Here is a 26452-nt window from a genome sequence, read left to right as displayed (position 1 = left end):
GGTCGACGGGCGGTGCACGTCGGCCGGTTCACCACTTCCCCGGGGCCGCGCCGACGGAGGTCAGACGGCCAGCGGCGGGGCCTCTCCGGTGGTGCGCCAGCGGCCGGCCTGGGCCAGGTCGGCGGCGGTGGCGAGACGGGCGATCGCCGCGTCGGCGGCCGGTGCGGGGACGGTGAACGGGATGCGGATGTGGTGCTCGAAGGCGCCGTCCACGCCGAACCGGGAGCCGGCCGCGATCCGTACCCCGATTCGTTCGCCGGCCTGGGCCAGCGCGGCGCCCGAGACCCGGCCGGTGGACACCCAGAGGCACAGGCCGCCCGGCGGGCGGGCGAACCGCCACTCGGGCAACTGCCGTTCGAGTGCGGCGATGAGCGCCTCGGCGCTGGAGCGCAGCCTGGCCAGCTGGTGGGCACGGACCTCGTCGAAGCGTTCGGTGAGCAGGGCGGCGGCGATCAACTGCTCCAGCACGGGAGTGCCGACGTCGGTGTAGACCCGGTCGGCGGCCAACTGCCGTACCAGGGCGGGGTTCGCACGCAGCCAGCCGACCCGCAGACCGCCCCAGAGGAGCTTGCTGCCCGAGCCGACGGTGACCACCTGGGCGGCGCGGTCCAGGGCGGCCATGGGCCTGGGGAGGTCCTCGGTGCCTACGCCCCAGGCGAGTTCGGCAGGTGTCTCGTCGACCACGACGACGGTCCCGGCGGCGCGGGCGGCGGCGAGCAGCTCGCGGCGCTGCTCCTCGTCGATCAGGGCGCCGGTCGGATTGTGGAAGTCCGGGATGAGGAAGGCGAGTCGGGGCGCGGCCCCGCGCAGGACGCGCTGCCACTCCTGGACGTCCCAGCGCGGCAGGGCGGTCGGCCCGTCCGGCCGGGCGTGCGGGACGGGCACCAGGCGGGCGCCGCTGCGGCGCAGTGACTGGATGGTGTGCGCGTAGCTGGGCGCCTCGACCGCGAGCCGGTCGCCGCGTCCGGAGAGCGCCTGGCGGGCCAGGTGCAGGGCACCCATCGCGCCGGTGGTGACCAGGATCTGGTCCGGAGTGGTGGGCAGGCCGCGCTCGGTGAAGCGGCGGGCGATGGCCTCCCGCAGCACGGGCACGCCGGTCGGGTAGTGGCCGTGCCCCGAGGCGTACGCGGGCAGTTGCTCGATCGCCCGGGCCGCCGCCTCGCCGAGGTACGGCTGCGGGGCGGGCAGTGCGGCCACGCCGAGGTCCAGTACGGTCTCCCGCTCGTCCGGCGGGACGGGGTGCAGGGCGTCACCGGGCGGCCTGCTGCCCTCGGGTAGCGTGGTCCAGCTGCCGGAGCCACGGCGGCTGCGCAGATAGCCCTCGCCGCGCAGGGTCTCGTACGCGGTGGCGACGGTGGTGCGGCTGAGCGACAGGGCCTGCGCGAGTTCGCGTTCGGCGGGCAGCCGGGTGCCGACCGGCAGCCGGCCCTCGGAGACCAGCAGCCGGACCTGCCCGGCCAGGGTCCGGTACGCGGGCCGGTGCCCGGCGGGCTCGGGCAGCTGGGTGCTGCGCAGCAGCCTGGCCAGCGCGGGCGGGGTCACGGCACTCTGCCACTCGCTCATTCGAATCAGTCCACCTGGCCTCGATTGGACCTGGATCGGGTCCGATTGGACCCTCATGATGGCAGTCCGGCCGCTCGGCCGCCATACACATCCGCACCACCTCCCGAGGAGCCGAACCATGGCTACCGTCTCCCAGCACGCCAGCACTCCGGGCGACAGCGCCGCGAGGATCTGGAGCACCGACCGGCTCGCCCGGCGGGTGCCGCAACTGCTGGCCGGCCTCGGCCTGTACGGGGCGAGCATGGCGCTGATGGTGCGGGCCTCGCTGGGTGTCAACCCGTGGGACGTGCTGCACCAGGGCCTGCAGCGGCACCTCGGTCTGAGCATGGGCGCCTGGGTGACCATCACGGGCGCGCTGGTGCTGCTGCTGTGGATACCGCTGCGCCAGGTGCCGGGCATCGGGACGATCGGCAACATCCTGGTCATCGGCGCCGCGATGGACCTCACCCTCGGCCTGATCGCCGCCCCGGAGGGGTGGCTCGCGCGGACGGCGCTACTGACGGCGGGCATCGTGCTCAACGGTCTGGCGACCGGCCTCTACATCGGGGCCCGGCTTGGGCCCGGGCCGCGCGACGGGCTGATGACCGGGCTGCACCGGCGCACCGGGCGTTCCCTGCGGCTGATCCGCACCGGCATGGAGCTGACGGTGGTGACGATCGGGTTCCTGCTCGGCGGTACGGTCGGGCTCGGGACGATCACGTACGCGCTGGCGATCGGGCCGCTGGCGCAGTTCTTCCTGCGCTACTGCGCGGTCGCGCCGCGCGAGGCCGCGTAACGGCGGCACCCTGCGGCCTCCTCGCCCCCCGAGGATGGGTACACGCTCGGTGGCCGCCCGCGCACGGAGTCGGCAGGGACGGTGCCGGATGGGATGAACTTGCACCGCCGGGACCTCCGCTCGTCGCGCGCTGGGGGTCGGACCTCGTAAGGTCGTCTCCGTGTTGGACGAGATGCGGATACGGGATCTTGGCGTCATCGACGACGCGGTGGTCGAACTGGCACCGGGCTTCACCGCGGTGACCGGCGAGACCGGAGCGGGCAAGACCATGGTGGTGACCAGCCTCGGCCTGCTGCTGGGCGGCCGGGCCGACCCGGCGCTGGTGCGCGGCGGCTCCGACCGGGCGGTCGTCGAGGGCCGTATCGAGCTGCCGGCCGGCTCCCCGGTGGCCGCCCGCGCCCTGGAGGCCGGCGCCGAGCTGGACGACGGCGCGCTGCTGATCAGCCGTACCGTCTCCGCCGAGGGCCGCTCGCGCGCCCACGTCGGCGGCCGGGCGGTCCCGGTCGGCCTGCTCGCCGAGCTCGGCGAGGACCTGATCGCCGTGCACGGTCAGACGGACCAGCAGCGGCTGCTGCGCCCCTCCCGCCAGCGCGGCGCGCTGGACCGGTACGCGGGCGAGGCGGTGGCCGAGCCGCTGGCCCGCTACCGCGAGGTGTACCGCCGCCTGCGCGAGGTCTCGGCCACCCTGGAGGAGCTGACCACCAGGGCCCGCGAACGCGCCCAGGAGGCGGACCTGCTGCGCTTCGGCCTGGAGGAGATCGCCGCCGCCGAGCCGGTCACCGGTGAGGACGTCGAGCTGGCCGCCGAGGCCGAACGCCTGGGCCACGCCGACGCGCTCTCCGGTGCCGCGACCCTCGCCCACGCCGCCCTGGCCGGCGACCCCGCCGACCCGGACTCGCTGGACGCCGGCACCCTGCTGGCCCAGTCCCGCCGCGCCCTGGACTCCGTCCGCCACCACGACGAGCGGCTCGCCGCCCTGGCCGACCGCCTGGGCGAGGTGGGCTACCTGCTCGCCGACGTGGCCGGCGACCTGGCCGGGTACGCCGACGACCTGGACGCGGATCCGGTACGGCTGGCATCGGTCGAGGACCGCCGGGCGGTACTGGCGCAGCTGGTGCGCAAGTACGGCGGCGAGGAGAACTCGCTCGCCGAGGTGCTGGAGTGGGCCGAGGCCGGTGCGCTGCGGCTGGCCGAACTCGACGGCGACGACGAGCGGATCGACGAGCTCGGGGCCCAGGAGACCGAGCTGCGGGCCGAGTTGGCCGAACTCGCCGCCGGGGTCTCGGCCGCCAGGCACGCCGCCGCCGACCGCTTCGCCACGGCCGTCTCCGCGGAACTCGCCGAACTCGCCATGCCGCACGCCCGGGTGACCTTCGCGGTCAGCCGGGTCGACGACCTCGCGGGCATCGAGATCGACGGGCGCACCGTCGCCTACGGCCCGCACGGCGTGGACGAGGTCGAGGTGCTGCTCGCCCCGCACCCCGGTGCGCAGCCGCGGCCGATCGCCAAGGGCGCGTCCGGCGGTGAACTCTCCCGGGTGATGCTGGCCGTCGAGGTGGTCTTCGCCGGTGCCGACCCGGTGCCCACGTACCTCTTCGACGAGGTGGACGCGGGTGTCGGCGGCAAGGCGGCGGTGGAGATCGGCCGCCGGCTGGCCAAGCTGGCGCAGAGCGCGCAGGTGGTCGTGGTGACCCACCTGCCGCAGGTGGCGGCCTTCGCGGACCGGCACCTGGTGGTGGTGAAGACCAACGACGGCACGGTGACCCGCAGCGGGGTCAAGGTGCTCGACGACGGGGAGCGGGTCCGCGAGCTCTCCCGGATGCTGGCGGGCCTGGAGGACTCGGAGCTGGGCCGTGCCCACGCCGAGGAGCTCCTCGCGGCGGCCCGCTCCCCGCGCGGCGACTGACGCCCCTGGCCACCCGCGGGCGCGGGGCTCTCGCGGTTCGCCGGGCCCCGGGAAGCATGGCCGGGCGCCGGGAACCGCACGGCCGGCGCGCCGTCCCGAGCTCGGGACGGCCGCGCGGCCGTTCGCGCCCGCGCGGGCCCTTCCCCGTGCCCCGGTCGGGTCCCACGACGCGCCCGCGAGGGTGCCGACTGTCCAAGACGCCTCCCGACCTGGCATGGTGGCGGCTGGACACTGGCACCCCAGTCCCGAGCGGCGCTCGCGGAGATCCCGCGGGCGGCGTGCGGCAAGTGAACTAGTCGGAGCGAGACGACGTGGACCATTCCGCGACCCGGGCCACCGGCACCGGCCCCACCGCGGCCCATGAGAGCCGGGGCCAGCTGCACGTGGTACTCGTCCTGTCCGCGAGCACCGGCGGCATCGGAGCGCATGTGCGCTCCCTGGCGCAGGGCCTGGTGGCGCACGGCGTCGGTGTGACCGTCTGCGCCCCCGCCGGGACGGACTCGCTGTTCGGCTTCTCCCGCACCGGCGCCCGGTTCCACCTGGTCGACATCACCCCCACCGCCGGGGCCCGCAGCGACGCCACCGCCATCGGCGAGCTGCGTCGCGCCTTCACCGGGGCGGACGTGGTGCACGCCCACGGCCTGCGCGCCGGTCTCCTCTCCGACCTGGCGCTGCGCACCGCCGGACGCTTCCCAGGGCTGCGGCCGCAGACCCCGCTGGTGGTGACCTTCCACCACGCGATGCTGGCCACCGGCGTGGAACGCCGCCTGCAGCGGCTGATGGAGCGCCGGGTGGCCCGGGCCGCCGACCTGGTCCTGGGCGCATCCTCCGACCTGGTCGCCCGGGCCCGTGAACTCGGTGCCACCGATGCCAGGCTGGGCCCGGTCGCGGCCCCGCCGATGCCTCCCGGCGACCTCGGCCGGGAGGCGTCCCGGGCCCGTCTGCTGGGCGGCGGACCGGACCGGCCCGTGGTGCTGGCGATCGGCCGGCTGGTCCCGCAGAAGTCCTTCGGCCTGCTGCTGGACGCGGCCGGGCAGTTGGGCGAGCGCGACCCGCTGGTGGTGATCGCGGGCGAGGGCGCGGAGGGTACCGAACTGCGCGAGCGGATCGCGGCGGAGCGGCTGCCGGTGGAACTGCTCGGCTACCGCACCGACGTGCCCGACCTGCTCGCCGCCGCCGACCTGGTGGTGGTGAGCAGCCGCTGGGAGGCCCGTTCGCTGGTGGTCCAGGAGGCGATGCGGGCGGGCGTGCCGGTGGTCGCCACCAGCGTCGGCGGCATTCCCGAGCTGGTCGGCGAGGCCGCGGTCCTGGTGCCGTACGGCGATCCGGCCGCACTCGCGACGGCGGTACGGGGGCTGCTGGCCGACCCGGACCGCAGGGCCGCGCTCGCCGCGGCCGGCCGTGTCCAGGCCGAGACCTGGCCGGACGAGGCGGCCACGGTGGCGCAGGTGCTCAGCACCTACGACGAACTGGTCCAGCGCGAGGGCGCCTGAGCCGTACGGCGACGGGGCTCCGCCCGGCGGAGCCCCGTCGCCGTAGGCCCGGCTGGGTCACATCATGGCCTGCTCGGTGCGGTCGGCCGAGCGGACGTCCGGCTGGGCGGAGAGGTAGGCCCCGCCGCAGGCGGTCAGGCGCAGCGCGGTGTCGATCAGCGGCACGTGGCTGAACGCCTGCGGGAAGTTGCCGACCTGCCGCTTGGCGACCGGGTCCCACTCCTCGGCCAGCAGGCCGAGGTCGTTGCGCAGGGAGAGCAGCCGGTCGAACAGCTCCCGCGCCTCGGTGACCCGGCCGATCATCGCCAGGTCGTCGGCGAGCCAGAACGAGCAGGCCAGGAAGGCGCCTTCGTGGCCGGCCAGCCCGTCGACGTTCTCGCCGGAGGTGTCGTGGGTGGGGTAGCGCAGTACGAAGCCGTCCTCGGTGGCCAGTTCGCGCTGGATCGCCTCGATGGTGCCGATGACGCGCTTGTCGTCCGGCGGCAGGAAGCCCATCTGCGGGATCAGCAGCAGTGAGGCGTCCAGCTCCTGGCCGCCGTAGTACTGGGTGAAGGTGTTGCGGTCGGGGTCGTAGCCCTTCTCGCAGACGTCCGCGTGGATCCGGTCGCGCAGTTCGCGCCAGCGCTCCAGGGGGCTCTCGCCGGGGAACCCGTGCACCTCGTAGGGGGACTGCTCCAGCAGCTTGATGGTGCGGTCGACGGCGACCCAGGCCATCACCTTGGAGTGGACGAAGTGGCGGCGCGGCCCGCGGACCTCCCAGATGCCCTCGTCGGGCGCGGTCCAGTGCTTCTCCAGGTAGCTGATCAGCTTGAGTTGGAGCTGGTGGGCGTGGTCGTGCCGGGACAGGCCCGTCATGTGGGCCAGGTGCAGGGTCTCCACCACCTCGCCGTAGACGTCGAGTTGGAGCTGGCCCGCGGCGCCGTTGCCGATCCGGACCGGCCTGGAGTCCTCGTAGCCGGGCAGCCAGTCGAGTTCGGACTCGGTGAGCTCGCGCTCGCCCGCGATGCCGTACATGATCTGCAGGTTCTCCGGGTCGCCCGCGACCGCGCGCAGCAGCCACTCGCGCCAGGCGCGGGCCTCCTCGCGGTAGCCGGTGCGCAGCAGGGAGGAGAGGGTGATCGCGGCGTCGCGCAGCCAGGTGTAGCGGTAGTCCCAGTTGCGCACCCCGCCGATGTCCTCGGGCAGCGAGGTGGTGGGTGCGGCGACGATGCCACCGGTGGGGGCGTAGGTGAGGGCCTTGAGGGTGATCAGCGAGCGGACCACCGGCTCGCGGTAGGGGCCCTGGTAGGTGCACTGGCCGACCCACTCGCGCCAGAACTCCTCGGTGTAGGCGAGGGCGGCCTCGGCGTCGGGTGCGCTGGGGGCGGGCAGGTGGCTGGCCTGCCAGGTGAGGGCGAAGGCGATCCGCTGGCCGGCGGTGACGGTGAAGTCGGCGTAGGTGGTGAGGTCGCGGCCGTAGGTCTCGGCCCTGCCGTCCAGCCAGACCGAGTCGGGGCCGGCCATGGCGACCGTTCGGTGGGTGCCGTCGGCCTGTTCGACCCGGTGCACCCAGGGGGTGATCCGGCCGTAGCTGAACCGCATCCGCAGGGCGGAGCGCATCCGCACCCGTCCGGAGACGCCTTCGATGATCCGGATCATCTGTGGGACGGCCTCGGCCCCGGCGAGCGGGCGGGGCGGCATGAAGTCGATCACCCGGACACTGCCGCCCTGGGCGTCCCACTCCTGCTCGAGGATCAGCGAGTCGCCCCGGTAGCGGCGCCGGTCGGCGGGTACGGCCGGGGCGGCCGCGGTGGCCGGCACCTCCCGGAACTCACCCGGATCGGTGAAGTGCGAGCGCTGCGGCGGGGCGGTGGGGGCGACCTCCTCGCCGACGGGTTCGGCCGGGCCGATCCGCCAGAACCCGTGTTCATCGGTACCGAGCAGACCGGCGAAGACGGCCGGGGAGTCGAATCTGGGGAGGCAGAGCCAGTCAACGGCTCCGTCCCTGCTGACCAGGGCGGCGGTCTGCATGTCCCCGATGAGTGCGTAGTCCTCGATACGGCCGGCCACGTGGGTCTCCAGTTCGCGATTTGGGCGGCGGCAGCGCAGACGGTCGGTAGCAGGCGGTCTGCGGGGCCGGAGATCCGGGCTGGGCGGCCCCCGGACCCCCGACCGGTGTGCGGGGAGGACCGTGGGTCGCCCGGCGGGGCGGTGTGTGCGCCCCTGGCCTGGACAGGTGAACTGGTACGGGAGGTGTCCGGTCGCGCATCGGGGACCAAGAGGTGTCGTCCTGACCCCCTCGCCCTCCGCGTGCTCTGCTGTCGGCGATGCGTCCGTGCAGGATACGTCGGTGAGCTGGGGTGCGGCACGCGGAGAGCGCCCGGTTCGGGTGCCATCACGCCTGTGATCGACAAAGTGGCCCGAGTGGGGGATCGAAGACGGTCCGGACGGACCAGGCGGGGCTCCTCCCTCCGGGCCCCTCGGGGTGATGTCGGAACCACCCCTTCCGGGCAGTATCCGGCCGTCCGTTCGGAGCAGCCGGACGACCCGGACGAGCACGCCGCGACGGCCGGAAAGCGATCGGTGCCGCTCGCTGATACGCTGGTACCCCGTGGACTGGTGGGATCAACCACCCCGGATCCGCCGCCCCGGCGACCCCGTCGGAGCTCTCTTCGGGCTCCCCGGGCGAGTGCGAACTCCTCGTCGGCGCGGGTGCGGGCAGTCCTCCACCGGAGTCACCTTCGACACGCGACCCACGGGAGCCCCCTCTTGGCACAGCCCCATTCCGGCAAGGCAGCGAACGGCCGCGCCGTGACGACCAAGCACCTCTTCGTCACCGGGGGTGTCGCCTCTTCACTCGGCAAGGGCCTCACCGCCTCCAGCCTCGGCGCGCTGCTGAAGGCACGCGGTCTGCGCGTGACGATGCAGAAGCTCGACCCGTACCTCAACGTGGACCCGGGCACGATGAACCCGTTCCAGCACGGTGAGGTCTTCGTCACCGACGACGGCGCCGAGACCGACCTGGACATCGGTCACTACGAGCGCTTCCTGGACACCAACCTGCACGGGTCGGCGAACGTCACCACCGGCCAGGTGTACTCGACGGTCATCGCCAAGGAGCGCCGCGGCGAGTACCTGGGCGACACCGTCCAGGTCATCCCGCACATCACCAACGAGATCAAGTCCCGGATCCGCCGGATGGCGACCGAGGACGTCGACGTGGTGATCACCGAGGTCGGCGGCACCGTCGGCGACATCGAGTCGCTGCCGTTCCTGGAGGCCGTCCGCCAGGTCCGCCACGAGGTCGGCCGGGACAACGTCTTCTTCGTGCACGTCTCCCTGCTGCCGTACATCGGCCCCTCCGGCGAGCTGAAGACCAAGCCGACCCAGCACTCGGTGGCCGCGCTGCGCAACATCGGCATCCAGCCCGACGCGATCGTGCTGCGCGCCGACCGCGAGGTGCCGCAGGCCATCAAGCGCAAGATCTCGCTGATGTGCGACGTGGACGAGGAGGCCGTGGTCGCGGCCATCGACGCCAAGTCGATCTACGACATCCCCAAGGTGCTGCACGGCGAGGGCCTGGACGCCTACGTGGTGCGCCGCCTCGACCTGCCGTTCCGTGACGTGGACTGGACCACCTGGGACGACCTGCTGCGCCGCGTCCACGAGCCGCAGCACATCGTCAAGGTCGCCCTGGTCGGCAAGTACATCGACCTGCCGGACGCCTACCTGTCGGTGACCGAGGCGCTGCGCGCCGGCGGCTTCGCCAACAACGCCCGGGTCGAGATCAAGTGGGTCACCTCGGACGACTGCGTCACCCCCGAGGGTGCCCAGGAGCACCTCGGCGACGTGGACGCGATCTGCATCCCCGGCGGCTTCGGCGACCGCGGTGTGGACGGCAAGGTCGCCGCGATCACCTACGCCCGCGAGAACAGGATCCCGCTGCTGGGCCTGTGCCTGGGCCTGCAGTGCGTGGTCATCGAGGCCGCCCGCAACCTGGCCGGCCTGCCCGAGGCCAACTCCACCGAGTTCGACCCCGCCGCCAAGTACCCGGTCATCTCCACCATGGCCGAGCAGCTGGCGATCGTGGACGGCAAGGGCGACCTGGGCGGAACGATGCGCCTGGGCCTGTACCCGGCCAAGCTGGCCGAGGGCTCGATCGTCCGCGAGGTGTACGGCGGCGAGCAGTACGTCGAGGAGCGCCACCGCCACCGCTACGAGGTCAACAACGCCTACCGCGCCGACCTGGAGAAGACCGGCCTGCTCTTCTCGGGCCTGTCCCCCAAGGGCGACCTGGTCGAGTACGTCGAGTACCCCCGCGAGGTGCACCCCTACCTGGTCGCCACCCAGGCCCACCCGGAGCTGAAGTCCCGCCCGACCCGCCCGCACCCGCTGTTCGCGGGCCTGGTGGCCGCGGCGATTCGGATCAAGACCGGCGCCGAGTAGGCGTCCCGTCGTCGGACGGCGGTCGTGCGGATCTTCGCACGGCCGCCGTTTGGCATAGTTGGCCCTGAGCGCTAAGGGGAGAGAGATGACGGACATCCAGCAGATCAGGGACGTGGCGGAGGACTGGCCGGTACGGGCCTCCTCGGTGCCCTTCCAGGGGCGGGTCACCGGCGTGCGCACCGACGAGGTGCTGATGCCCGACGGCAGCTACGCCCGCCGTGACTACCAGACCCATCCCGGTTCGGTGTCCGTCCTCGCCCTCGATGACCAGCAGCGGGTACTGGTCCTGCGCCAGTACCGGCACCCCGTGCGCCAGCGGCTGTGGGAGCTGCCCGCCGGGCTGCTCGACGTCCCCGGCGAGAACCCGCTGCACGCCGCCCAGCGCGAGCTCTACGAGGAGGCGCACTGCAAGGCGGCGGAGTGGCGGGTGCTGGTCGACTTCTACACCTCGCCGGGCGGGACGGACGAGGCGCTGCGGCTCTTCCTCGCCACCGACCTCGCCGAGGCGGAGGGCGAGCGCTACCAGGCGCACGGCGAGGAGCTGGAGATAGAGACCGCCCGGGTGCCGCTGGACGAACTGGTCCGGCTCGTCCTCGCGGGCGAGCTCCACAACCCGACCCTGGTCACCGGGGCGCTGGCGCTGCACGCGGCCCTGACCGGCCCCGGCCTGGACGCGCTGCGCCCGGGCGACACCCCCTGGCCGGCCCGGCCGTTCGAGCGGAACTGAGCCGGCGGCGCGCTCCCCGGGGCGGAGCGGGAGCAGGGCGGCCCACCCGGCCCCCGGCCCGGTAGGGACCGGGGGCGGGCGTACGGGAACCGAGCGTGCGACCGTGCGCGTTCCCAGGGGGCCGGCGCGCGCCGTCGAGGAGTTCGCGTGGCTGGCGGGCCGCCAGGAGACGTGCCAGGACCTGGGGTTGACGGCACGCGCGGTCCTCTTCGACATGGTTCTGACGAGTGATTCGCCGGTTGGTACTACCGGTGTCCGCACCGGTCCGTCGGGCGGCCGAACTACGCTTCGCGGACGGACTCACGGCGGGTCCCGGGGGCGGGTCGGCTGGTCAGGAGTGACGCGGGTGACGAGGAAGACGGCGATGGACGCACGGCCCACCGAAGACGGCGCACTCGACCGGCTGCCCCCGGTGCCCGCGCTGTTCAGCGGCCGGCGGACCGAGCTGGCCGCCCTCGCCGCAGCCGCCGCCCGCCCGGTGCGGGGCCGCTCCCCGGTCGTGGTGCTGGCCGGGCGGCCCGGCTCGGGACGCACCACACTCGCCGTACGGTTCGTCCGCTCGATCGCCCACGCCTATCCCGACGGCGTCCTGTTCACCCGGCTGTCCGCTCCCGACGGCAACCGGGTCCCGCCGGGGCAGATCGCCCGGCAGCTGCTCGAACAGCTCGGCCCGGTGCCGGACGCGGTGCTGGTCCCCGGCAGCGGGGACGGCGCCGGCGGTCCGGCCTGCGGGGCGCTGCGCGAGGCACAGGCGGGCAGGCGGCTGCTCCTCCTGCTTGACGACGCGCGGGACGCCGGCCAGCTGTGGCCGCTGCTCGCCGACGAGCCCGGCTGCCTGGTGGTCGCCACCACCGCGGGACCGCTCACCGGGATCGAGGACATCGACCCGGTCATCCTCGGCGGTCTGGACCAGCCCTCGGCCGGCGACCTGCTCAGCGGGCTGGTCGGCGGCACCAGGATCGGCTGCGACCCGGTCGGCGCGGCCGACCTGGCCGAGGCCTGCGGCTCCGGTCCCGCCACGCTGCGGCTGATGGCCGGCTGGCTGCGCAACCACCCCAAGGCCGCCGTGACCGAGGCGGTGCGGGCACTGGCACAGGCGGCCCCGGCGGCAGCCGCGAAGGCGACCGTGGTGGCCCAGGGCGGAGCCGGCGGCCGGAGCGGGGCGGTGAAGGAGCAGCCACCGAAGCCCGTCCTGCGCGGCCAGGCGGGACCGCGGGACGGCGTACTGGTCTCCGTTCCGACGGGCGGGCCGGCCGGCGAGGCCGCCGGATCCGGCGCCGTGGCGCGACTGATCGGCCAGGCGGCGCGGCTCGGAGCCGGGAACCGCTCGACGCGCGCGACCACGGGCGACGCCGCCGGGCGCGGGCCCGGCGACCCGGGCGAGGGAACCGCTACGGCGCCGGGCAGCCGTGAGGCGGTCCGGGCCGGCGACGGCCGCCCGCGACGCGCGGACCGCGGGCGACCGGGCACCGGTGCGGTTCCGGCGGCCGCGGGCGACATCTCCAAGGCCGCCGGCGGCCGCCCGGTGGAGACGGAGCGGGGGCGTCCGGTCGACGGGCGCGGGCTGCCGGGTGCGGAGCCCGGACCGGGCGCCGATGGTCAGGCCGGCCGGCGGCGCGGGGGACAGGACGCCGAAGCCGCGGCCCAGGGGCCGGTGCCGGTGCCGGACACCGATCCGCTGAGCACCGCCTTCGACCTCACCTACCGATCGCTCAACCCCGCACAGGCGCGGATGCTGCGGATGCTCACCCTGGCCCCGGCCCAGCTCGCCGATCTGCGGACCGCCTCCGCGCTGGTCGGCTGCCCGCCGCCGGAGGCCGAGGCGGTCATGCGGCAGCTGGCCGAGCGGGAGCTGCTGGACGTGGAGCCGCCCGCCGCCGACGGCACACCGCGCTACCGGCTCCCCGGGCGGCTGTACCTGCGGCTGGTACGGCTGCGCGATGCAGCCGACCGCCCGGCCGAGCTGCAGCTGGCCCGCGCCCGGCTGCTGGAGCGGCTGGTGCGGCTGGTGGACTCGGCCCGGCAGCTGCTGGACCCGGCAGCCGGTCCGGTGACGGACCCGCTGCCGGGGCCGATCCGGCTGCGGACCGCCGCGCAGGCCGCCGACTGGCTGATCGGCGAGCGCGAGTCGCTGTTCGGCGCGGTGGCGGAGGCGATCGGCCAGGCGGACCTGGACGGCTCGGCTGGCCGGCTGGTCACCGCGCTGCTGCGCGCCCTGCCGCTCACCGGCGCCGCCGCCCCGGCCGATCTCTACAAGCTGCACGGCCTGGTGCTGAAGGTGGCCGAGCGCGGCGGGGCCACCCGTCGGGCCGCCGCCGCCCTGCTCAACCTGGGCGACCTGCAGGCCGCCGCCGGCCGCTGGGAGCAGGCCGCGGCGCGCTACCGAGCCGCCCTGGACCACGCCAGGACCGCTGCCGACGACCCGGCCCGCGCCCGTGCGCTGGAGGGGATCGGCGAGTGCCACCGGGCTCTGGGAGACCCGGTGCGGGCGGCGGACTGGTACGGCCGCGCGCTCGCGCTGCGCCAGGGCCTGAACGATCGTCCGGCGGAGGCCCGACTACTGGTCAGGACGGCCGAGGCGCACGCGGGTCAGCGCCGCTTCGAGGAGGCCGACCGCGAGTACCGGGCCGCGCTGGCGCTGCTGCGCCGCCTCGGCGACGAGCGCGGCCGGGCGGCGGTGGCGGGGACGCTGGACGCCCTGCGGCAGCAGGCCGGGGGCGGATCGGACCACCCGACCTGGGAGTAATGTCGTAACTGTGCGGTTGGTGGCGATCTGCGGTGCGCAGTCGTCACGAGCCTACGAAAGTGCCAATGTAACAAGCTGATTTATTCAGTTTGGAAGGCTGGCGGATTCGCTGGGCTTCATTACACTCGACAGCAGTCGCGCAGCGAAGTGTCTTTCGGTGTCTTCCGATGGCTTCCCCCCGTGCGCGTCGCCCGCCGGTCTTCTCCGGTAGGGACCCCCATGGCAAGAGGACGTGTTTAGCCGTGAAGGTCGGCATCCCCCGCGAGGTCAAGAACCACGAGTACCGCGTGGCCATCACGCCCGCCGGCGTGCATGAGCTGGTCCGCAACGGACACGAGGTGTTCATCGAGGACAACGCCGGTGTCGGCTCCTCGATCTCCAACGAGGAGTACGTGGCCGCCGGTGCCACCATCCTCCCCACCGCTGATGAGGTGTGGGCCACCGCTGACCTGCTGCTGAAGGTCAAGGAGCCCATCGCCGAGGAGTACCACCGCCTCCGCAAGGGGCAGACGCTCTTCACCTACCTGCACCTGGCGGCCGACCGGGCCGGCACCGACGCGCTGCTCGCCTCCGGCACCACCGCGATCGCGTACGAGACCGTGCAGCTCGCCAACGGCGCCCTGCCGCTGCTCGCCCCGATGTCCGAGGTGGCCGGCCGGCTGGCCCCGCAGGTCGGCTCGTACCACCTGATGCGCCCGGCCGGCGGCCGCGGCGTGCTGCCCGGTGGTGTGCCCGGCACCCACCCGGCCAAGTGCGTGGTCATCGGCGGTGGCGTCTCCGGCTGGCACGCCGCCACCATCGCCATCGGCATGGGCTACGAGGTGACCCTGCTCGACCGCGACATCAACAAGCTGCGCGAGGCCGACCGCATCTTCGGCACCAAGGTCAAGGCCATCGCCTCCAACGCCTACGAGCTGGAGAAGGCCGTCGTCGAGGCCGACCTGGTCATCGGCGCGGTGCTGATCCCGGGCGCCAAGGCCCCGAAGCTGGTCACCAACGAGCTGGTCTCCCGGATGAAGCCGGGCTCCGTGCTCGTCGACATCGCCATCGACCAGGGCGGCTGCTTCGAGGACTCGCACCCGACCACGCACGCCGCGCCGACCTTCCAGGTCCACAACTCGGTCTTCTACTGCGTGGCCAACATGCCGGGCGCCGTCCCGAACACCTCCACCTACGCGCTGACCAACGCGACGCTGCCGTACGTCGTCGAGCTGGCCAACCGCGGCTGGAAGGAGGCGCTGCGCCGCGACGCGGCGCTGGCCAAGGGTCTGAACGTCCACGAGGGCCAGATCACCTACGCCGCCGTCGCCGACGCCTTCGGCCTGGAGTCCATCTCCCTGGACAGCGTGCTCGCCTGAGTGCGCATCAGCTGAACGGTCCGCCCGACTGAGGCGGTGCCATGCCCCCGGCCCTCCCTCCTCGCCCGCCAACGGGCAGGAGGGGCCCCATCCTCGGGCCGGGGGCTTCGGCGTGCCCGGAACCGGTGGTGAAGGTCGGGTGGCGTCACGATGTCAATTCATGTGCAACACGTCACCCGCCGACCGCAAACGGGGTGGGTGGCCCGCCCGGCCCGGGGGCGGTGACCTCCGCGGAAACGTTAGGGCCGAGGGCCCTTTAAGGCCTTGACAGCGACCGGTCCGACAGCCGACACATCGTGCCCACTACCGTGGATTGTGTTGCTGCGAACGCCGCAGACGGCCTAGAGTCGCAAACCGTCGGCATGCTGCCACGCTGACGAATCGACATAGAGTCCTGGATGCCCAAGGAGGTAAGACGACTTGTGAATGAGTCGACATTTGCTCCCGGGGGTGGTCAGCCAGGACTGGCGGAGCACACCGCCGGACAGCCGAACGAGGAGCTCACGGCCCGGCAGGCCACGGTGGGTTCGGTAGAGGTCGGCTCGGTCGCGGTCCGTACCTTCGAGGCACGCCAGAGCACCGGTGTCAGCACCACCTCCGTCGCCGACTACGACGCCGACCTGGCCGCGCACGGCCTGGTCTACGGCGACTTCGCCTACGGCTCGTACGAGGACCCGGACGCCGAGTACGAGCCCGACCCGGAGTACGCCGCCACCCTGGCCCCCGACGCGGCCCGCCAGCGCCGCGAGCGGATCGGCCCCACCGGCCGCCCGCAGCCCTACTTCCCGATCCCCGCGCCGGTGGCCGAGCACGGCCCCGCGCAGATCATCGCGATGTGCAACCAGAAGGGCGGCGTCGGCAAGACCACGTCCACCATCAACCTGGGTGCCGCACTCGCGGAGTACGGGCGCCGGGTGCTGCTGGTGGACTTCGACCCGCAGGGCGCGCTCTCGGTCGGCCTCGGCGTCAACCCGATGGAGCTGGACGTCACGGTCTACAACCTGCTCATGGAGCGGGGCCTGACGGCCGATGAGGTGCTGCTGAAGACCGCGATCCCCGGTATGGACCTGCTGCCCTCGAACATCGACCTGAGCGCCGCCGAGGTGCAGCTGGTCAGCGAGGTGGCGCGGGAGTCCGCGCTGGCCCGGGCGCTGAAGCCGCTGCTGCCCGACTACGACTACGTCATCATCGACTGCCAGCCCTCGCTCGGTCTCCTGACGGTCAATGCCCTGACGGCCGCTCATAGTGTGATCGTCCCGCTGGAGTGCGAGTTCTTCGCGCTGCGCGGTGTCGCGCTGCTCACCGAGACCATCGAGAAGGTCTGCGAGCGGCTCAACCCCGAGCTGCGCCTGGACGGCATCCTCGCCACCATGTACGACTCGCGTACCGTGCACAGCCGCGAGGTGCTGGCCCGGGTCGTCGAGGCGTTCGGCGACCACGTCTTCCACACCGTGATCGGCCGGACTGTCCGGTTCCCGGAGACCACGGTGGCCGGCGAGCCGATCACCACGTACGCGACCAACTCGGTCGGTGCCGCCGCCTACCGCCAGCTCGCCAGGGAGGTGCTCGACCGGTGCCGCCCCGCCGAGTGAGTCTCCCGGGGGCTGACGAGCTGTTCCGGACCACGGGCGGGATGGCGCTCTCGCCCTCCCTCTCCCGGCCGGCCGAGGCGCCCAGAGCGGAGACCGCCCGCGCGGCCGAGAACGGCACCGGGCCGCGAGACACCGCCCGGGACGCCTCCGGCAGCCGAGGCGAGCAGCCGGCGACGCCCGCCGAGAGCGCGCCGGACGGGCCGCAGCCGACCGGCGGACGGCAGCCGCAGGGGCAGCCCGGCACGGCGGCCGGGCCGGGAACGGCGGCGCAGGCCGACGAGCAGGCGGGCGAGGCCGCCAGGCGGGTCCGCCCCCGGGGCCGGGCCGTGCGACGACCCACCGGACGCGAGCGGCACGACGAGAAGATCACCGTGTACGTGTCCGCCGAGGAGCTCATGGACCTGGAGCACGCCCGTCTGGTGCTGCGCGGTGAGCACGGGCTGGCGGTGGACCGGGGCCGGGTGGTCCGGGAGGCCATCTCCGTCGTCCTCGCCGACCTGGAGCAGCGCGGCGAGGCCAGCATCCTGGTGCGGCGGCTGCGCGGCCGCTGAGTCCGTCCCGCGGACTCTCCCGGCGGCGCGGACACCCTGCCGCGGCGGAAGACCGTCGGGTCGCCACTCCCCCCGGGGATGCCCACCCGATCGCACCCGGATCCGCGCTCCTGGGCGCTGCCTCGCCGCCCGCGGGCGCGGCGCGGGTGAAGATGGGGCGTCATGTCGAGTGCAGGGGAAGCCGTCGGGGCCGTCCGGCCCGCCGAGGAGGCGGGTGAGGCGCGGGCCGGCTTCCTGGTGCGGCTGGACAACTTCGAGGGCCCGTTCGACCTGCTGCTCAGCCTGATCGCCAAGCACCGGATGGACGTCACCGAGGTGGCGCTGTCCAAGGTGACCGACGAGTTCGTCGCCCACATCCGAGCCGCGGGCCCCGACTGGGACCTGGACGCGGCGACCGGGTTCCTGGTGGTCGCGGCCACCCTGCTGGACCTCAAGGCGGCCCGGCTGCTCCCCGCCGCCGAGGTCGAGGACGAGGAGGACCTCGCCCTGCTGGAGGCCCGCGACCTGCTGTTCGCCCGGCTGCTCCAGTACCGCGCTTACAAGCAGGTGGCGGCGGTGCTGGGCGAGCGCTGGGAGGCCGAGCTGCTGCGGCGCGCCCGCAGCGTGGGCCTGGAGCCGCGGCACGCCGAAATGCTGCCTGAGGTGGTGCTGGGCATCGGCCCCGAGCACTTCGCCCAGCTGGCGGCGCGGGCGATGGCGCCCAGGCCCAGGCCGGTGGTCTACGTGGACCACATCCACACCCCGCCGGTGAGCGTGCGCGAACAGGCCGCCCGGGTGGTCGACCGGCTCACCGCGCTCGGTTCGGCGACCTTCGACCAGCTGGTCGCGGACGCCGAGTCCACCCTCGTGGTGGTCGCCCGGTTCCTGGCGCTGCTGGAGCTGTACCGGGAACGGGCGCTGGACTTCGAGCAGCCGCAGGCGCTGGGCGAGCTGCTGGTGCGATGGGTCGCCGATCCCGGGCGGCCGGTCGAGGTCACCGACGAGTTCGACCGCCGGCCGGTGGACGGGGACCGGAAGACGGCTGAGGAGGCATCGTGACGGAGCAGCCCGAGGGAACCGGCCTGCCGGGGCCGCACAGGCGGGCCCTGGGCGTCCCGGGCCAGCCGAGAGCGCACGAGTGGCAGGAGTCCGCCCACGGCCCGCAGACGCCTGCCCGCGGGCTCGCGGAGCGGCCCGCGGAAGCGGTGCCGGCGCCCGCCCCGCCGGCTGACGGGCCGTCGGCCGGCGGAAGCGCGGTGACCGGGGACGGAGGGGCGCTGCGGGCCGCGCTGGAGGCGGTGCTGCTGGTGGTGGACGAGCCCGCCACCGAGGCGCGGCTGGCCGAGGCGGTGGAGCGTCCGCGCGCGGAGGTGGCCGGGGCGCTGCGCGAGCTGTCCGCCGAGTACACCGCCCAGGGCCGGGGCTTCGACCTGAGGCTGGTGGCCGGAGGCTGGCGGTTCTACACCCGAGCCGAGTGCTCGCCCGCCGTGGACCGCTACGTCCTGGACGGCCGGCAGGCCCGGCTCACCCAGGCCGCACTGGAGACGCTGGCGGTGGTCGCGTACCGGCAGCCGGTGTCGCGCAGCCGGGTCTCCGCGGTACGCGGTGTGAACTGTGACGGCGTGATGCGTACCCTGGTACAGCGAGGACTGGTGGAAGAGACCGGATCCGAGCCCGAAACAGGTGCGATCCTGTATCGGACGACGAACTACTTCCTGGAACGGATGGGGCTGCGCGGCCTGGACGAGCTGCCGGAGCTGGCACCCTTCCTGCCCGAGGTCGACGACGTGGAAGCGGAGTCCCTCGAAGGCACGATGATCGCGGAGGCGGTCGCCGCCGCACGTGCGGCGGGCGGCCCGGACGAGACCGGTCGGGCTCGCGTCTGATCGGCAGGGGGCGGTGAGGTCGGCCGAAACGACTTGCACTACTCCCAACGGATACGACGTACGGACATTTTGATGCGTAGCAGTGGCAACGGCAGGAACAGCGGCGGCGGCCAGGGCCGTGGTGGACAGGGCGGGGGCCGGGGCGGCTCGTACGGCGGCTCCCGGGGCGGCTCGTCCTTCGGCGGCGGGCGGGACGGTTCCTCGTCCTCGCGCGGCGGCGGCTCGTACGGGCGCGACCGCGACTCCTACGGCGGCGACTCTTCGTCGCGCGGGGGTTCCTACGGCCGGGACGACCGGCGGCAGGGCTCGGGCCGCAAGGGCACGCCCCGCCCGGAGGAGCGCCGGTACGACCGGCCCGAGTACGGTGGCGGGCCGAACGCCACGCCGGGCCGCAGCGGCTTCGCCGCCCGCAAGCCCGGGCCGGCCCCGCGGCCGCGCCGCGAGGGCCAGGGCGCGCCCGGCGACCCGCGCCGCCAGCCGCAGCGCTCGCGCGAGCTGCAGGCCCGGATCGAGGACGCGGTGCTGGCCCGGCACGACAAGCCGGCCGTCAAGCTGCCCAAGACCTTCGGCGAACCCGAGGGCGAGCGCCTGCAGAAGGTGCTGGCGCGGGCCGGTGTCGGTAGCCGCCGGGCCTGCGAGGAGCTGATCGCGCAGGGCCGGGTCGAGGTCAACGGCGTGCCGGTCACCGAGCAGGGCAAGCGGGTGGACGCGCAGAAGGACGAGATCAAGGTGGACGGTCTGACCGTCGCCACCCAGTCGTACCTGTTCTTCGCGCTCAACAAGCCGGCCGGTGTGGTCTCCACCATGGAGGACCCGGACGGCCGGCAGTGCCTGGGCGACTACGTGACCAACCGGGAGACCCGGCTGTTCCACGTCGGCCGGCTGGACACCGAGACCGAGGGCATCATCCTGCTCACCAACCACGGCGAGCTGGCCCACCGCCTCACCCACCCCCGCTACGGCGTGACCAAGACCTACCTGGCGGCCATCCAGGGCCCGATCCCGCGCGACCTGGGCAAGCAGCTGGCGCAGGGCATCGAGCTGGAGGACGGCTTCGCCCGCGCCGACAGCTTCAAGGTGGTCTCCAACGTCGGCAAGAACTACCTGGTCGAGGTCACCCTGCACGAGGGCCGCAAGCACATCGTCCGCCGGATGCTCGCCGAGGCGGGCTTCCCGGTCGAGAAGCTGGTGCGCACCCACTTCGGTCCGATCGCCCTGGGCGACCAGAAGTCGGGCTGGCTGCGCCGGCTCACCAACCCGGAGGTCGGCCAGCTGATGCGCGAGGTCGGCCTGTAGGGACCTGCCGCCGGCCCGCCATCCGGCGCCGCCGGGCTTGTAGTACCTGATGAGGAGGGCCTCCCCGCCGATCGGCGGGGAGGCCCTCTGCTGTACTGCGGGGATGTGGTGTGAGCCTGGCCGCACCCCCGTTGCCCCGGCTTGTCAGCCCGTGGATCCGTGGCGCACGATGGCCAGCAACTGGCGCCCGGCCGGATGGCGGGAGTGCGCCAACCGGGGTGAGCAGTGGGGGGAAGGAACGTCGTGCCCGACGCATTCGGAGTGCTCGGTCTTGGCCGGCCGGACGGACAGGTCTACGCGGCGCTGGTGGCCGCACCCCAGTCCACCGCAGAAGAGCTCGCCGAGCAGTGCGGACTGACCCCGCGACAGAGTCGGGAGTCCCTCGACCGGCTGGCCGAGCAGGGCATGGTGACCCGCAGTCCGGTCGACCGCGAGCGCTATCTCTCCGTAGCCCCCGACGTCGCCATCGGCACCCTGATCGGCCACCGCGAGGCCCAGCTGCGGGACGCCCGCGCCGAGATGCACCGGCTGATGGACGCCTTCCGGGAGGCCAGCCGGTTCACCGACCCCGCCCACTCGGTCGAGGTGCTGACCGGCGCCGAAGCCATCGCCCAGCGGCTGGAGCACCTGGTCGGGACGGCCCAGTACCAGGTGCGCGGCTTCGACTGCCCGCCCTACATCCAGGACCCGGTGGCCAGCCTGTCCAGGCAGCGCCAGCGGCTGCGGGCCGGGCTGAAGTTCCGGGCGATCTACGACAAGGAGGCCGTGGCCTGGCCCGGGCGGCTGGAGAAGGACATCCTGCCCGGGGTCGCGGACGGCGAGGAGTGCAAGGTCCGGCCGGTACTGCCGATGAAGATGATGATGGCCGACGACCGGATGGCGATCATCCCGATCAGCGTCGGCGACGCGGTGCTTGACGCCGCGTACGTGGTCCATCCGTCGGCGCTGCTCCAGGGGCTGGACGCGCTCTTCGAGGCGGAGTGGGAGCGGGCGGTCCCGTTGCAGGCGGCGATCGGCGACGGGGACGACGGCTCCGGCCCCGAGGAGGACCACCGCAAGCTGCTCGGCCTGCTGGCGGCCGGGCTCACCGACGAGTCGATCGCGCGGTCGCTCGGCTGGAGCGCCCGGACCACCCAGCGGCGGCTGCAGACGCTGATGCGCCAGCTCGGCGCGACCACCAGGTTCCAGGCGGGCATGGCGGCCCGGGAGCGCGGCTGGCTGTGAGCCGCACGGACGGGCCGCGCGGTGGGCGGCGGTAGGCACGGGGCGGTCGGGCAGGACTTCCCAACGGAGGCCTTCAGGGGCGGGGTTCCCCGCGCCCCTGAACCGCTTCCCCGCCCTTGCTTCGCCGCCCTTGAGCCGCTTCCGCGGTCGTGAACCGCTTCCGCGGTCGTGAAACTGCTGCGTGAACCGCTTCCCCGGCCGCGCGGAACGGGGCCTCAGCTCCAGGGCTGGAGGGCGGCCCAGCGGCCGTCCGGGCCGCGCTCGACCTTCTCCAGGCCGACCACCGCGGTGCGGTTGAGGCGCCCGTAGATGTGCGGGAACAGCACGCCCGGGGTCGCGCCCGGCGGCGGCGCGCCGTGCGGCGCCTCCCACTTCACCATCGGCTCCACCAGGCTCTCCTCGATCAGCAGGGCCATCAGCGGCTCCGGCGAGTCCTGGTAGAAGGCGTTGGCGACGGCCAGCGCGGTCTGCTCGTCGGCCGAGCAGTGGATGAACCCGTCGGTCAGCAGGGAGGTGGTGGCGTACGGCCGCCCCGGGTCACGGAGCCAGTCGTCCAGGGGTGCGAGATGGTAGATCATGTGTCTGTTTTACCTGATTCGCACCGGAGTTGATGGTTCTGTGCGATGCCGATCGGGGCCGGTCAGATCCCGGCCACCCTGGCCGCCGCCGAGACCTCGTACACCAGGGTGACGGTCCGTCGGCCGCCCGGCGGCAGCGCCACGTCCCAGCGGACGATGCCCTCGGCGTCCAGCTCGTCCGGTGGTGGGGAGCAGGCCTCCTTGCGCAGCCGTACCTCCACCGCCGAGACCTCCGAGACCGGGATCCGTTCGCGCACCACGACCACCTGCTCGCCCTGCTCCTGCGGGCCGGAGAGGCGGGACAGGTGCAGCCGGACCGTACGGGTGAGCACCGTGCGGCGGTCCAGTCCGGCACTGCCCCTGGTCTCCTCGGTCTCCCGGATCACCCGGTAGCCGTCCGAGCTGCCGAAGGAGAGTTCGGCCGGTGCGCCCGGGGCGGTGAAACGCAGCTCCGCGCGGCCGACGAAACCGCTGCCGCGGACCAGGTCCGCCGGGCCCGCCAGCAGCGCGTGCCCGGCGCCGTTGCGGAACCGCACCACCTGGGTGACCAGCGGGGACAGTTCTGGCGCGCAGGCGTACTCGCTGCTCGCGCCGGCGGTGAAGGCGGTGAGCGGCACCCGGTGCGGACGGCCGTCGCCGGGCACCGAGGCCGGCCCCGGAGCGCGCAGGGTGCGCACCTCGCCGCCGTCGTCCACGCCCGGGAGGCCGTCCACCGCGGCCGGCCCGGTACTGCCGATCTCCTCGTCGCGCAGTTCGACGTCGACCGTGCGGCGCTCCTCGGCGGACTTGTCGCGCAGCACGAGCACGTCCTCGGCCAGCCGCGGCGGCTCGCCGGGCAGGGCGGAACGGGCGGTGGACAGGGTCAGCCGGACCTGCGACCAGTCCTCGCCGGTGCGCTGCCAGACCACCGCCTCGGTCTCCAGCAGCAGACCTTCCTCGCCCAGCGTCGCCCGGTAGGCGGGCCGCCACAGGGCGCACGGCGCGAGGTGGGAGACCGTCAGCCCGTGCGGGCCGGCCTCGGCGGCCTCGACCGTGAGCTCCACGTACCCGAGCAGCTCGACGGGCTCCTCCTCGGCCTGGTCCAGCGCCGACTGGGCCTGCCGCAGCTCCTCCTCGACGGCCCGCAGCCGTGACCACACCGCACGCAGCTGCTCCCCGTACGACTCGCGCTCGGCGTCCACCCGGTCCAACTCGCGCCCCCAGCGGGCCCGTTCGATCTCGCCGTGGCCCGCACCCTCGCCGATCTCGCGCAGCAGATCGGCGGCCAGCTGGGCGAGCAGGGCCTGCCGGGCCTCCAGCCGGCGGCGGCGGGCGTCCTCGGTGAGCTGCTCCTGCTCCAGGGCGTGCACCCGGCGGCGCAACTCCGAGTCGGCCTCGGTGGGCGGAAGCGGGGCGCGCGGGGTCCAGGAGCGGATGATCCGGGCGTCCAGCACCCTGGCGGCCCCGGCCCGGCTGCCGGTCACGTCGGCGCGCAGCGAGCGGTCGACGGCGAGCGCGGTGATCGGGCCGAGGCGCAGCCGCTGCACTCCCGGGTGCAGATCGAGGGTGGTGGTCCGCATCACCAGGGTGCGGTCCTCCAGACAGGTGACGGCCGTGACCGGGAGCGGGCGGACCGGGACGGAGGACGTGGCGGGCGGGTTGGTCATGGGTCAGTTCCTCCGGTTTCCGCCGAGGATGGCCTTGCCGGCCGGGATTCGGATCTCGTAGCCGCCGTCCAGCTCGACGGTGCCGTCGGCGGGCAGTTCCACCCGCCACACGCGGGTGCTCGGCGGGTAGGTGTCCGAGGGCTCGGTGCCGGGTCGCGGTCCGTCGGGCCTGCTCGGGGCCGTCCAGCCGGACCGCTCCTCGATCCGGATCTCGGCGTCGGCGGTGACCGGTACGCGTTCGCGGACCTCGACCGTGACGGGGTGGCCGAGCCGGTTGACCAGTTCCACATGGACACGGTGGTCGAGCACGGTGGTGTTGTTCAGCAGGCCCGCCGTGGACTCGCGCAGTTCGGTCCGGCGGGCCACCCGGATGCCCTCCGCCACGCCGAGGCCGACCCGCCGGGTGTCGCCGGGCGCCAGGGTCGGCAGTGCGGCGGTGAGCAGGAACTCGCCGTCCACGCTCACCTCGACCGGCCCGGCGAGCAGTGGCTGCGCGCCCGGATTGGTGAGCAGCAGGGTGGCGTACACGGTCTCCTCGACGGAGGGCACGCACACGTGCTCGGTACGCAGCTCGACCGGGACCTCGGCGATCGTGACGGTGTGCCACCCACGGCCGGTGGACGGGATGTCCACGGGTGCGGCGGCCTCGTAGCGGTAGGCGAACGACCCGGCCGACCGGTGGGGGAGGACTGCGTGCTCGGGCAGCGCCGGCAGGGCCGGCGGCACCGCGGCGGGCAGGCCCGCACCGGCACGGCCGAGGACGGGGTCGGGAAGCAGGCGGCCACGGGCGGCGGGCGGGGCATCCGGGCCGCGCAGGGTCAGTGCGGCGTAGTCGAGCCACTCGGGGGCCGGGTGGGGGTATGCGGGTGCGGCGGGCTCGGGCGCCTGGGCCTGGAGGGGTGGCGGAGCGGCGAGCGGTGCGGCCGCCATCCGCATCCGCGGCGCCATCGCGGGCGCGGGCGCGCCGGGGCCGAGCGGCGGGGCGCCGGCGGTGCCGGGTGGGGGAGGCGGGGCCCCGTATGCGACGGGAGCGGCGGGGGCCTGGGCACCGGGCGGAGCCGGTGCAGTGGGTGGAGCCGGTGCGGCGGGTGCCGGTGCGGGGGCCCCAGCGGGCGCCTGGGGGAGGGCTGCGCCGCCGTAGCCGTGCAGGCCGGCGTCGAGGACCTCCGGCACCCCGGCCGTCCCGCCGCCGGCGGGGGCCAGCGGACCGCGCGGCACGGGTGCGGGGGAGGCCGCGCCGAAGGCCCGGGCGGACCGCCCGGCCGACGGGCGCGGGCCGGCCGCGTCGTACCCCGCGAACAGCTCGGACAGGCCGGCCGGAGCCTCCCGCCAGCCGGAGGGCACGGGGGTGGGCTGGCGACGGCCGATCCGGATCGAGCGCAGCTGCGGCAGGTTGGTGCGACGGCTCAGGTCGGCGGTGGAGAGCGCCAGCCGCACGCCCGTCCAGTCCTCGCCGCTGAGCTGGAGGACGGAGGCGCGCAGCACGAGCGATCCTGAGCCGCCGTCGCCCTGGCGGTGGCTCAGTCGGTACGACGGGACCCAGTACGCCCCCTGGACGCCGTACTCCAGCTCGATCTCGACGTCCTCGACGTCCTCGACACGCGCGCCGTGCTCGCTACTGGTGAGGGTGAGCACGGCGACGGCGCTGGTCTCCGCCGGGTGGGCGGGCTCCGCGGTGGAGGTCTGTCCGAGGGCCTCCAGGGCGACGGCCAGGGCGTGCTCCGCCTGGCGGACCTCGTCGGCGAGCTCCAGGGCGCGGGCGTTCAGGGCGGCGAGCCGGTCGTCGACGAAGTCCGCCAGTTCGAGCCAGGCGTCGGCGGGGGTGCGGCGGTGCGGCTGCTCGGGAGTCAGGGCCGGCGGGATCACGCGCAGGGCGGCGATCTCCGCTATCCGGCCGAGCAGTCCGGAGTGCCGTTCGCGGGCGGCTTCCAGCGTCTCCTCGGCCTGCTCGGCCCGGCGGCGCAGTCCGGGCAGCTCCGCCGGTTCGCGCAGCTCGGCGGCCGCCTCCAACCGGGCCTCGGTGACCCGCCAGGCGCCCTGGCCGACCACCCGGGCGCGCAGGGAGCCGCCGTAGAGCGTCCGGGGCAGTCCCGGCAGCCGTACCCGGCCGTCCGGTGGCACGGTGCCGCGGGCCCGGCGCAGGCAGAGCGCGCCCGATGCGTACACCACCACCGATTCGAGTACCGATCCCCAGCTCCGCGCCGCGTCCCGCCCGGCCTCCTGGACCGCTTCAGCCGCCACCCCGCCCACCCTTCGTCCGAGCCGTCCCCCGGCGGCCCAGTCTGCCCCCGGGGCGCCCAGGAGTCAGCGGATTTCGCCCGCGTGCCGCACAGGTGTCCCGTGAGGGGCGCGACACAGCCGAGGGTGCCGGGAGGATGTGTGGCTTCCTTGTGCTTCCGGCGGGCGGTACTGCGGGCGGTACTGCGGGAGGTGGTGGCGGCGGACGGTGGGCCTCGTGGTGCGTCAACCCGGTTTGCCGGGGCAGTGTTTGGAGGTGGGGTCGGGCAGTGGTCCGGCCAGGGGCGGTCCACGTCAAGGGCGGTACGGGGGCGTCGCAGCGGTGGCTGTACCGACCGAAGGGTGCTCGCCGGCTCTGCCGCGGCGGGCGGAGCGGGTGTCCGAGCAATCACTCCGCTGCCGTGAACACCCGCTCCGGGCAGGCGGGATCGAGCCGATCCAAACCTGCCGGGCCCGCCCGCGCGAGCGC

General features: G+C 74.3%; 18 protein-coding genes. 13 read left to right on the top strand and 5 right to left on the bottom strand.

Translation table 11 applies throughout. The features are described 5' to 3' along the window. Positions 1 to 60: 60 nt before the first annotated feature. Complete coding sequence (yczR, locus tag ACWDAK_RS16270; protein WP_427393425.1) at positions 61 to 1563, bottom strand: MocR-like transcription factor YczR; 1503 nt, start codon at positions 1561 to 1563, stop codon at positions 61 to 63. 118 nt (positions 1564 to 1681) lie between these two features. On the opposite strand from yczR, the gene yczE reads away from it, so the two are divergent. The 3 genes from yczE (at position 1682) to ACWDAK_RS16255 (ending at position 5737) form a co-directional block, all read left to right on the top strand. Next, positions 1682 to 2338, top strand: a complete 657-nt coding sequence (yczE, locus tag ACWDAK_RS16265) for a membrane protein YczE (protein WP_344638265.1) — start codon at positions 1682 to 1684, stop codon at positions 2336 to 2338. A gap of 172 nt (positions 2339 to 2510) precedes the next feature. Further along, positions 2511 to 4244, top strand: a complete 1734-nt coding sequence (recN, locus tag ACWDAK_RS16260; RefSeq protein ID WP_427393529.1) for a DNA repair protein RecN — start codon at positions 2511 to 2513, stop codon at positions 4242 to 4244. A gap of 311 nt (positions 4245 to 4555) precedes the next feature. Then, positions 4556 to 5737 carry a glycosyltransferase family 4 protein gene (locus ACWDAK_RS16255; RefSeq protein WP_425557725.1) on the top strand — a complete coding sequence of 394 codons (1182 nt, stop codon included), beginning with the start codon at positions 4556 to 4558 and terminating at the stop codon, positions 5735 to 5737. Between the two features lie 57 nt (positions 5738 to 5794). On the opposite strand, the gene ACWDAK_RS16250 is transcribed toward ACWDAK_RS16255, so the two are convergent. Next, positions 5795 to 7786, bottom strand: a complete 1992-nt coding sequence (locus ACWDAK_RS16250; protein ID WP_344638264.1) for a glycoside hydrolase family 15 protein — start codon at positions 7784 to 7786, stop codon at positions 5795 to 5797. 699 nt (positions 7787 to 8485) lie between these two features. Between ACWDAK_RS16250 and ACWDAK_RS16245 the strand changes: the two genes are divergently transcribed. The 10 genes from ACWDAK_RS16245 to ACWDAK_RS16200 all read left to right on the top strand — a co-directional run bounded on the left by ACWDAK_RS16245 (position 8486) and on the right by ACWDAK_RS16200 (position 21521). Then, on the top strand, positions 8486 to 10162 hold the full coding sequence (locus ACWDAK_RS16245; protein ID WP_425557724.1) for a CTP synthase: 1677 nt from the start codon (positions 8486 to 8488) through the stop codon (positions 10160 to 10162). An 85-nt stretch (positions 10163 to 10247) separates the two neighbouring features. Then, positions 10248 to 10889, top strand: a complete 642-nt coding sequence (locus tag ACWDAK_RS16240; RefSeq protein WP_344638263.1) for an NUDIX hydrolase — start codon at positions 10248 to 10250, stop codon at positions 10887 to 10889. A 346-nt stretch (positions 10890 to 11235) separates the two neighbouring features. Continuing rightward, a complete protein-coding gene (locus ACWDAK_RS16235) occupies positions 11236 to 13635 on the top strand; it encodes a tetratricopeptide repeat protein (RefSeq protein WP_427393426.1) in 2400 nt (799 codons plus the stop codon). A gap of 242 nt (positions 13636 to 13877) precedes the next feature. Beyond that, positions 13878 to 14993: an alanine dehydrogenase gene (gene ald, locus ACWDAK_RS16230; protein ID WP_344638261.1), complete on the top strand. Its 1116-nt coding sequence runs from the start codon at positions 13878 to 13880 to the stop codon at positions 14991 to 14993. A 422-nt stretch (positions 14994 to 15415) separates the two neighbouring features. Next, positions 15416 to 16585: a ParA family protein gene (locus ACWDAK_RS16225; RefSeq protein ID WP_344638260.1), complete on the top strand. Its 1170-nt coding sequence runs from the start codon at positions 15416 to 15418 to the stop codon at positions 16583 to 16585. A gap of 41 nt (positions 16586 to 16626) precedes the next feature. Further along, entirely contained in the window at positions 16627 to 17136 is a 510-nt protein-coding gene (locus tag ACWDAK_RS16220) for a hypothetical protein (RefSeq protein WP_344638259.1), read from the top strand. A gap of 162 nt (positions 17137 to 17298) precedes the next feature. After that, positions 17299 to 18174: a segregation and condensation protein A gene (locus tag ACWDAK_RS16215; RefSeq protein ID WP_344638258.1), complete on the top strand. Its 876-nt coding sequence runs from the start codon at positions 17299 to 17301 to the stop codon at positions 18172 to 18174. Next, complete coding sequence (gene scpB, locus ACWDAK_RS16210) at positions 18171 to 19001, top strand: SMC-Scp complex subunit ScpB (protein WP_425557723.1); 831 nt, start codon at positions 18171 to 18173, stop codon at positions 18999 to 19001. The genes ACWDAK_RS16215 and scpB overlap by 4 nt, the downstream gene beginning before the upstream one ends. A gap of 72 nt (positions 19002 to 19073) precedes the next feature. Then, complete coding sequence (locus ACWDAK_RS16205) at positions 19074 to 20297, top strand: pseudouridine synthase (protein WP_344638257.1); 1224 nt, start codon at positions 19074 to 19076, stop codon at positions 20295 to 20297. Positions 20298 to 20540: 243 nt separating this feature from the next. Further along, on the top strand, positions 20541 to 21521 hold the full coding sequence (locus tag ACWDAK_RS16200) for a helix-turn-helix domain-containing protein (RefSeq protein WP_427393427.1): 981 nt from the start codon (positions 20541 to 20543) through the stop codon (positions 21519 to 21521). A gap of 215 nt (positions 21522 to 21736) precedes the next feature. Here ACWDAK_RS16200 and ACWDAK_RS16195 read toward each other — a convergent pair whose 3' ends face one another. The 3 genes from ACWDAK_RS16195 to ACWDAK_RS16185 all read right to left on the bottom strand — a co-directional run bounded on the left by ACWDAK_RS16195 (position 21737) and on the right by ACWDAK_RS16185 (position 25986). Next, complete coding sequence (locus tag ACWDAK_RS16195) at positions 21737 to 22099, bottom strand: DUF952 domain-containing protein (protein ID WP_344638255.1); 363 nt, start codon at positions 22097 to 22099, stop codon at positions 21737 to 21739. A gap of 62 nt (positions 22100 to 22161) precedes the next feature. After that, positions 22162 to 23745: a mucoidy inhibitor MuiA family protein gene (locus ACWDAK_RS16190; RefSeq protein ID WP_344638254.1), complete on the bottom strand. Its 1584-nt coding sequence runs from the start codon at positions 23743 to 23745 to the stop codon at positions 22162 to 22164. A gap of 3 nt (positions 23746 to 23748) precedes the next feature. Continuing rightward, on the bottom strand, positions 23749 to 25986 hold the full coding sequence (locus ACWDAK_RS16185) for a DUF4139 domain-containing protein (RefSeq protein WP_427393428.1): 2238 nt from the start codon (positions 25984 to 25986) through the stop codon (positions 23749 to 23751). Between the last annotated feature and the right edge of the window lie 466 nt (positions 25987 to 26452).

Source organism: Kitasatospora sp. NPDC001175 (genome assembly GCF_053598215.1).
Note: the sequence above shows the minus strand (reverse complement) of the source record. Positions and strands in the feature narration are given on the sequence as shown.